This is a genomic window from Mesorhizobium sp. M4B.F.Ca.ET.089.01.1.1 (genome assembly GCF_004022605.1).
GTDB lineage: Bacteria > Pseudomonadota > Alphaproteobacteria > Rhizobiales > Rhizobiaceae > Mesorhizobium > Mesorhizobium abyssinicae.
The window spans coordinates 1-7,530 of the sequence record NZ_RZOS01000283.1; the positions used below are offsets into that span (position 1 = coordinate 1).

Annotated in this window: 7 protein-coding genes; all 7 read right to left on the reverse strand. The window is 64.7% G+C overall.

The window, feature by feature from the left end:
• Window positions 1–136: 136 nt before the first annotated feature.
• Window positions 137–2,698, reverse strand: a complete 2,562-nt coding sequence (locus EN780_RS22740) for an FAD-dependent oxidoreductase (RefSeq protein ID WP_128275378.1) — start codon at window positions 2,696–2,698, stop codon at window positions 137–139.
• A gap of 158 nt (window positions 2,699–2,856) precedes the next feature.
• Window positions 2,857–3,615 carry a hydroxymethylpyrimidine/phosphomethylpyrimidine kinase gene (locus tag EN780_RS22745; protein ID WP_128275383.1) on the reverse strand — a complete coding sequence of 253 codons (759 nt, stop codon included), beginning with the start codon at window positions 3,613–3,615 and terminating at the stop codon, window positions 2,857–2,859.
• Window positions 3,606–4,211, reverse strand: coding sequence for a thiamine phosphate synthase (locus EN780_RS22750; RefSeq protein WP_128275379.1), 606 nt, complete (start codon window positions 4,209–4,211; stop codon window positions 3,606–3,608). Before EN780_RS22750 ends, EN780_RS22745 begins: the two co-directional genes overlap by 10 nt.
• On the reverse strand, window positions 4,208–4,981 hold the full coding sequence (locus EN780_RS22755) for a thiazole synthase (protein WP_128275380.1): 774 nt from the start codon (window positions 4,979–4,981) through the stop codon (window positions 4,208–4,210). The genes EN780_RS22750 and EN780_RS22755 overlap by 4 nt, the downstream gene beginning before the upstream one ends.
• A gap of 2 nt (window positions 4,982–4,983) precedes the next feature.
• Window positions 4,984–5,181, reverse strand: coding sequence for a sulfur carrier protein ThiS (thiS, locus tag EN780_RS22760; protein WP_095783628.1), 198 nt, complete (start codon window positions 5,179–5,181; stop codon window positions 4,984–4,986).
• Complete coding sequence (thiO, locus tag EN780_RS22765; RefSeq protein WP_128275381.1) at window positions 5,102–6,151, reverse strand: glycine oxidase ThiO; 1,050 nt, start codon at window positions 6,149–6,151, stop codon at window positions 5,102–5,104. Before thiO ends, thiS begins: the two co-directional genes overlap by 80 nt.
• Window positions 6,148–7,530 (reverse strand): phosphomethylpyrimidine synthase ThiC (gene thiC, locus EN780_RS22770; RefSeq protein ID WP_128275382.1); only part of this gene is annotated, 1,383 nt, incomplete at its 5' end. The genes thiC and thiO, both read right to left, overlap by 4 nt.

Sequence of the window (7,530 nt, forward strand, 5' to 3'; positions counted from 1 at the left end):
CGCCAGCGCGGCGCAGAACGGAAGGAGATGTCTTGCACTGGCAAAAGCAGACATGCCGCGACGGTAAGCGAGAATCGCGGCCGGACAAAGCGAAAAGCCCGGCGGGGGCCGGGCTTCTCGTGCAGCTTGAAAAAACTCAGCTGCGCGGCTTCAGACTCTCCGGATCGTAGAGCGGCTTGTAGCCGACACCGGCAACCTCGACCGGATAGGTCTCGCCGAAATACTCGACCTGCAGCTTGCGCCCTTCCTGGGCGTAGGCCCAGGGCAGATAGGCAAGCGCGATGTTCTTGCCGATGGTCGGGCCGTAGGCGACCGAGGTGGTGAAGGAGCGGCGGCCGAGTTCGTCGACCAGCGTCGCGCCGGTCGCGGGGTCCAGCACCGGCATGGTGCCGACCGGATAGCGCGCGACGCCGTTCGCATCGATGTTGTCGGTCATCACCAGCGTGCACAGCATCGCCGGCTGATGCTCGCGGGCGCGATACTCCACATGCTTGGCCTTGCCGCAGAAATCGTTCTCCTTGACCTTCGGACGTGCAAGGTCGGCCTCGAGCAGATTGTACTCGGTCAACAGGTCGGCGTTCTGCAGCCGCAGGCTCTTTTCCATGCGGCGCGTGTTGGCATAGGTCTCGACGCCGAACGGCATGACGCCGGTCGAGCGCAGCGCGTCCCAGACGGCCAAGCCATCTTCGTAGCGCATGTGCAATTCCCAACCCTGCTCGCCGACATAGGAGATGCGGAACGCCGTCACATCCTTGCCGCCGATCCGGATCGGCTTGATCGCGGCGAAGGGGAAATTCTCCGGCGTCAGCCCGTTCGGATCCTCGACCACCTTCTGCAGAGTGGTGCGCGCGTTCGGGCCCCAGATGCCGATGGTGACGTATTTTTCGGTCACGTCGGTGACGGTGACGTCGAAGCCCTTGTCCTGCGCGGTGCGCTGCATGTAGCGGAAGTCGCGCGGACCGGCGTCGGCGCCGTCGATCACACGGCAGCGGTCGGCCATGCGGATGACGGTGAAGTCGGCGCGCACCATGCCTTCCTCGTCGAGGAAGTGGGTGTAGATGCCCTTGCCGATGTTGTTGTCGCCGCCGATCTTGGCCGCGCACAGCCATTCGAGCAGCGCGACATGGTCGGGCCCTTCGACGTCATACATCGAGAAATGCGACAGGTTGACGATACCGCAATCCTCGCTCATCGCCAGATGCTCGGCATTGGAGACGCGCCAGAAGTGGCGGTTGTCCCATTCGTTCTGGCGCACCGGCACGCGGTTGCCGTATTTCTCCAGCAGATACTCGTTGGCGGCATAACCGTGGGCGCGCTCCCAGCCGCCGAGTTCCATGAAATAGCCGCCGAGTTCCTTCTCGCGCTCCCAGAACGGCGAGCGGCGTATGTTGCGGCCCTTCGAGAACGGCTCGCGCGGATGCACAGCCGGATTGTAGACCTTCATCGCCGTCTCGGTGCAGCGCTCCCAGATGAACTCTTCCTTCGTCTGGTGCGGGTAGAAGCGCGCATAGTCGATGGCGTGATGGTCGATCGAGGTGCGGCCGTCGGTCATCCAGTCGGCGATCAGCTTGCCCATGCCGGGGCCGTCCTTGACCCAGATGGCGACGGCGTACCACAGGCCCCTCACCTTCTGGCTCTCGCCCATCGATGGGCCGCCGTCGGTGGTCACCTGCAGCAGGCCGTTGAAGGAATGGCTCTCATTGTAGCCGAGCTCGCCCAAGATCGGCGTCAGCTCCATGGCGCGTTCCAGCGGCGCCAGGATCTGCTCCATGTCGAGATCGCGCTGCGACGGCGACAGCCGCGCCTGGTCCTTTTCGAGCAGGTCGCGCGGGTGGCAGAGACGCGGATTGTTCTCTTCGTAATAGCCCCACTCGATCTGCCCGCCCTCGGCGGTCTTGGGATCGCCGGTGTCACGCATATAGGCCGAATTGCCCTGGTCGCGCAGCAGTGGCCAGCCGATCTCCTTGCCGGTGCCGGCGAACTCGTTGTAGGGGCCGAAGAAGGTCAGCGGATGGTCGATCGGCATCACCGGCAGGTCCTCGCCGACCAGCGCCGCGGTCAAACGGCCCCAGATGCCGGTGCAGACGACCACATAGTCGGCCATGATCGTTCCGCGCTCGGTCACCACGCCCTTGATGCGCCCGTTCTCGACGATCAGCGACTTGGCCGAGGTGTTGGCGAAAGACTGGAGCTTGCCGGAGGCCACACCCTGGTCGACGAGCTTGCCGGCGACCGTCTGCGAGCGCGGAATGACCAGGCCGGCATCCGGATCCCACAAGCCGCCCTGCACCATGCTCTCTTCGATCAGCGGAAACTTTTCCTTGATCTCGGCCGGCTCGATCAGCCGCGCCCGGGTGCCGAAGGATTTGGCCGAAGCGATCTTGCGCTTGATCTCCGCCATGCGGCTGTCGTCGCCGACGCGCGCGACTTCGAGGCCGCCAATGCGCGCGTAATGGCCCATCTTCTCGTAAAAATCGATCGAATAGAGCGTTGTCCAGCAGGACAGGAAGTCATGGCTGGTCGTGTAGCAGAAGTCGGACGCGTGCGCCGTCGAGCCGATATCGGTCGGGATGCCGGACTTGTCGATGCCGACAATGTCGTCCCATCCGCGCTCGATCAGGTGATGGGCGATGGAAGCGCCCACGATCCCGCCCAGCCCGACGATGACGACCTTCGCCTTTTCCGGAAACCCTGCCATTGCCCGTGACTCCAAAGTGGTAAAGCGGGCGGACTATAGGGCGGAGCGGTGTCGCGATTGAAGCCTGTTTGCGACATTACGAAAAGACCGAGCGACCCTGAAGACCGAACATGCTTCCTTCGGACGCCACAGGCGAGGATTTTTGCCATGCGCCGGAGTCAGTCGGACCGCTCCATGAACTTCTGGAAGACAAGCTGCTTACCTTCGCGCACGCTGTCTTCAAGCGGCTTCGCCTTCGCCAGATGCGCGGCGATCGCGCTGGCCAGCATGCATCCCGTCCCACGCATCGATGCTGCAAGGCGTGGTGTGTCGAAGCGGAGTGGTTCTTGGTTCGAGCGCAACAGAATGTCGGTCGATCGCGGTCCCGATGCATGACCGCCCTTGATCAGCAGGGCCTGCGCACCTGCGCCGAGCAATTCCTGACCCTGCCTGATCGCGCCATCCTCGTCGGTAGCGCATTCCGCCGCGACAAGAAGCGCCAGCTCGATGAGATTGGGCGTGACCAAGCGGCAAAGCGGCATCAGGTCATGCTTCATGGCCGCGACGCCATCTGCTTCCAGCAGCCCCCGGCCTGAGGTGGAGGCCAACACCGGATCGAGTATTGCCGGCACCCGCGGATTTTCGCGCAGCACGGCCGCAACGGCAACGACGGTCTCGGCAGTCGCCAGCATGCCGATCTTGATGGCGACCACCTCGTTGGCCTGCAGCGCGGCGCGCATCTGGTCGGCCACCAGGCGTGGCGATGAGCGGTGTATTTGCGCCACGCTTTCGTGCGTCTGAACTGTCAGCGCGGTGACGGCCAGGCAGGTGCGCACGCCAAGCGAAGAGATCGTCTCGATATCGCGTGCAAGTCCGGCACCCCCGCTGGAGTCGGATCCGGCAACGACAAGGACGTGCGGTTCTTGCCTCAGCGCCATCGCTCCGTCCTTGCGATCCATTCCCGCGTGCGCGCCTCGGGATCGGCATTCAACGTGATATCGGTCACAACCGCGGCGCTGTCGGCGCCCGCGTCGAGAACGCCGTCGAGCCGGTCAGGGTTGAGGCCGCCGATGGCGACCAAGAGGATGGGCGCGACCCGGCGCTTCCACTCGCCGATCCGCTCCAGCCCTTGCGGCGCCCATTTCATCTTCTTCAGGATGGTGGGATAGACGGGGCCGAGCGCGATGTAGTGGGGCTTGGCGGCGATGGCCGTTTCCAGTTCGGCATGATCATGCGTGCTGAGCCCGAGCCTCATACCGGCTGCGCGTATCGCCGAGAGGTCTGCGGTCTGCAGATCCTCCTGGCCAAGATGGATGAAGTCGCAGCCTTCCTCGATCGCCAGTCGCCAGTGGTCGTTGACGATAAGCTGGCATTGGTGCTCGGCGCACAAGGCTTTCGCCTTGCGGATTTCGGCGCGCAGTCCGGCCTCGTCCATAGCCTTGATGCGCAACTGAACCAGCCTGACGCCGAGGGGCGCCAACCGTTCGATGCAGGCGGCGCTGTCGACGATCAGGTAGAAGGGATCGAGCTTCATACGAAAACCGCCCTGCCGAATGTCGGCGTCGACGGCATCGCGACCTCGCGCGGTTCGAGCATTCCCGAGCGGAACGCCTCATGGCCGGCTTCCACCGCCTTGCCGAATGCCCGCGCCATGCCGACCGGGTCGGCAGCCTTGGCGACCGCCGTATTCAGGAGCACCGCATCGAAGCCGAGTTCCATCACGGTCGCGGCATGTGATGGCCGGCCCAATCCCGCGTCGACGATCAGCGGGATGCCAGGGAAATGTGCGCGCATCGATCGCAGCGCCGGGATGTTGACCGGCCCCAGCGCCGAACCGATGGGCGCGCACCACGGCATCAGGACCTTGCAGCCCGCCTCAAGCAGCCGTTCGGCGACGACGAGGTCGTCGGTGGTGTAGGGGAATACCGAAAAGCCGTCCTCGCTGAGGATGCGCGCCGCCTCGACCAGGCCGAACACATCCGGCTGCAGCGTGTCGTGGTTGCCGATCACTTCCAGCTTGATCCAGTTCGTGCCGAACAGTTCGCGTGCCATCTTCGCGGTCGTGACCGCTTCCTTGACGGAATGGCAGCCGGCGGTGTTGGGCAGGATTTTCGTGCCAAGCGTGCTGATCAGCGCCCAGAATTTCTCGCCGGCTTTGCCGCCCGCCATCTCCCGCCGCAAGGAGACGGTCAGCACCGATGTGCCCGACGCCTTAACCGCATCGGCAAGGATGGCTGGCGACGGATATTGCGCCGTTCCGAGAAGCAGGCGAGAGGGAAGCGTCGTCCCGAAAAGCTCCAGCATCGCTAGCCTCCCTGCATGGGCGAGAGGATTTCGATCCGGTCGCCGTCGCTCAAATGGAATTCCGCCCGATGGGCTTTGTGCACGAGGTCGCTGTTGACGGCCGTTGCCAGCCAGTCGCCCTCATAGTCGAGCGCCGCAAGCAGCGCCGCCAGGGTCGTCGCCGTGATCTCGAGCGCTTCGCCATTGACGATCAGTTTCATGTGTAGTCTCCACAGGTTCGTGCTGCCTGAAGACAATTTCGGCTGCTTGCCGTGCCATGGCGGGCGCCAGAAGAAAGCCATGACGATAGAGGCCGTTGATCCTGACGGTGTCGCCGCTCGTTTCGACGCGCGGCAGGTTGTCTGGAAAGGCCGGGCGAACGCCGACGCCGGTCTCAAGGACCTCCGCCTCGCCAAAGGCCGGATGGAGCGCGCAGGCAGCGCTGAGCAACTCCATGATCGAACGGGCCGTGATCGATCCCCCGGACTGACTTTCGATCATCGTCGAGCCGATCATGAAACGGTGGTCGGCGCGCGGCACGATGTAGAGCGGAAAGCGCGGATGAAGCAGCCGGACCGGCCGCGACAGCGAGACGTCGGGCGCACGCAGGATCAGCATCTCGCCGCGCACGCCGCGCACCCTGTCGTCGACAGCGGCCATTCCCGTGCAGTCGATCCGGCGATCGAAACCGGAAACCTGCCTGATATCGGCGCCGAAGCGGAATGCGACGCCCATGGCCGCGAGCCGGTCATGAAGTTTCGCCATCGCCTGGCGCGGGTCGAGGTGGGCCTCGTCGGGGAAGAGCAGTCCACGACGGAAGCGGCCGGCGAGGTCGGGCTCGAGCCGCGCGACTTCGTCTTCATCGACACGCCGGTGACCCGACGTGCGGCTGGCGAAGCGGTCGAGCTCGCCCGCATCGCGCGGCGCGGCCACGACCAGCGTTCCGGCCCGCGTCACCTGGCCGGGCGTCGCCGCATCCCACCAGTCGGCGGCGTCGCGTCCGAGATCCAGCACTGGCTGCTCCGCGCTTTCACGCTCGCACCAGGGCGCCAGCATGCCGCCGGCGAACCACGACGCATTGCCGCCAAGGCCATGCCTTGTCTCCGCAACCGTCACCGTCGCGCCGCGCGTGGCGAGCTCGAAGGCGGCAGTGAGGCCGGCGACGCCGGCCCCATTGACCAGCACCTTCATGACGGCTGGGCCACCTTTGACATCAGCGGCGCGCCGGTCTCGTCCGCCGGCACGTAGAGATCGCCGCCCTCACGGTATTTCGCCGCCATCGCCGCCATGCCTTCTTTCTGTGCCTCGGCCCGGATGTCGTGGGAAATGCGCATGGAGCAGAATTTCGGCCCGCACATCGAGCAGAAATGCGCCAGCTTGTGCGCCTCCTTGGGCAAGGTCTCGTCGTGGAACGAGCGCGCCGTTTCGGGGTCGAGCGACAGGTTGAACTGGTCTTCCCAGCGGAACTCGAACCGCGCGCGGGAAAGAGCATCGTCCCTGACCTTCGCCGCAGGGTGGCCCTTGGCGAGATCCGCGGCATGGGCGGCGATCTTATAGGTGATCACGCCAGTCTTGACGTCATTGCGGTCGGGCAGGCCGAGATGTTCCTTCGGCGTGACGTAGCAGAGCATTGCCGTGCCGAACCAGCCGATCATGGCAGCACCTATGCCGGAGGTGATGTGATCGTAGCCCGGCGCGATGTCCGTGGTGAGCGGCCCCAGCGTATAGAACGGCGCCTCGCCGCAGACGGCGAGCTGCTTGTCCATGTTCTGCTTGATCTTGTGCATCGGCACATGACCGGGCCCCTCGATCATCACCTGGCAGTCCTTGGCCCAGGCGATCTGAGTCAGTTCGCCTAGCGTTTCCAGCTCGGCGAACTGCGCGGCGTCGTTGGCGTCGGCGATCGAGCCCGGACGAAGCCCGTCGCCGAGCGAGAAGGACACGTCGTAGGCCCGACAAATGTCGCAGATCTCGGCGAAGTGTTCGTAGAGGAAGCTCTCGCGGTGATGGTGCAGGCACCATTTGGCCATGATCGAGCCACCGCGCGAGACGATCCCGGTCACCCGGTCGACGGTCAGCGGGATATAGTGCAGCCGCACGCCGGCGTGGATGGTGAAATAGTCGACGCCCTGCTCGGCCTGCTCGATCAGCGTGTCGCGATACACCTCCCAGGTCAGGTCCTCGGCGATGCCGCCCACCTTTTCCAGTGCCTGGTAAAGCGGCACCGTGCCAATCGGGACTGGCGCATTGCGCACGATCCATTCGCGGATGTTGTGGATGTTGCGGCCCGTCGACAGGTCCATCACCGTGTCGGCGCCCCAGCGGATCGCCCACACCATCTTCTCGACCTCTTCGGCCATCGACGAGGTGACGGCGGAGTTGCCGATATTGGCGTTGATCTTGACCAGGAAATTGCGCCCGATGATCATCGGCTCGCTCTCGGGATGATTGATGTTGGCGGGAATGATCGCCCGCCCGCGCGCCACCTCGTCGCGCACGAATTCTGGCGTCACGAAGTCGGGGATTGCCGCGCCGAAGGCTTCTCCGTCGCGCTCGAGCTTACCGCGCAG

Coding starts and splice junctions, on each gene's coding strand:
- EN780_RS22740 (WP_128275378.1), bottom strand. CDS start 2,698: ATGGCAGGGTTTCCGGAAAAGGCGAAGGTCGTCATCGTCGGGCTGGGC.
- EN780_RS22745 (WP_128275383.1), bottom strand. CDS start 3,615: ATGGCGCTGAGGCAAGAACCGCACGTCCTTGTCGTTGCCGGATCCGAC.
- EN780_RS22750 (WP_128275379.1), bottom strand. CDS start 4,211: ATGAAGCTCGATCCCTTCTACCTGATCGTCGACAGCGCCGCCTGCATC.
- EN780_RS22755 (WP_128275380.1), bottom strand. CDS start 4,981: ATGCTGGAGCTTTTCGGGACGACGCTTCCCTCTCGCCTGCTTCTCGGA.
- thiS (WP_095783628.1), bottom strand. CDS start 5,181: ATGAAACTGATCGTCAATGGCGAAGCGCTCGAGATCACGGCGACGACC.
- thiO (WP_128275381.1), bottom strand. CDS start 6,151: ATGAAGGTGCTGGTCAATGGGGCCGGCGTCGCCGGCCTCACTGCCGCC.